The sequence below is a fragment of the Paenibacillus xylanexedens genome (genome assembly GCF_007676705.1).
Lineage (GTDB): Bacteria > Bacillota > Bacilli > Paenibacillales > Paenibacillaceae > Paenibacillus > Paenibacillus xylanexedens_C.
Genome location: NZ_VEBF01000389.1, coordinates 1 through 261 on the forward strand (window position 1 = coordinate 1; position 261 = coordinate 261).

The window sequence follows — 261 nt, forward strand, 5'->3', positions numbered from 1 at the left end:
CACATCCCTATACTTGAACTCCATCACCTTCTCAAACCATACCCCACCACCCTGTCCGTCGATCATTTCAATCTTACTCTTCCCAAACCCCAAATTTTTCCATTCCTCCCTCCCAATCCACCACGGAAAACTACCACCATCACCATCATTCCACCCCTCCTCAATATCCATCACCCTCAAATCACATTACATCCTATATCCCTCAACCACCCACCCCTACAACTAAACCCCAACATCCCACTCCTTCCACACCATCTCCCC

Annotated in this window: 1 protein-coding gene; it reads right to left on the reverse strand. The window is 48.7% G+C overall.

Annotated features, from left to right (window positions below):
• On the reverse strand, positions 1 to 180 hold a 180-nt coding region (locus tag FS628_RS30685), incomplete at its 3' end, for a hypothetical protein (RefSeq protein ID WP_145326690.1).
• Positions 181 to 261 lie beyond the last annotated feature (81 nt).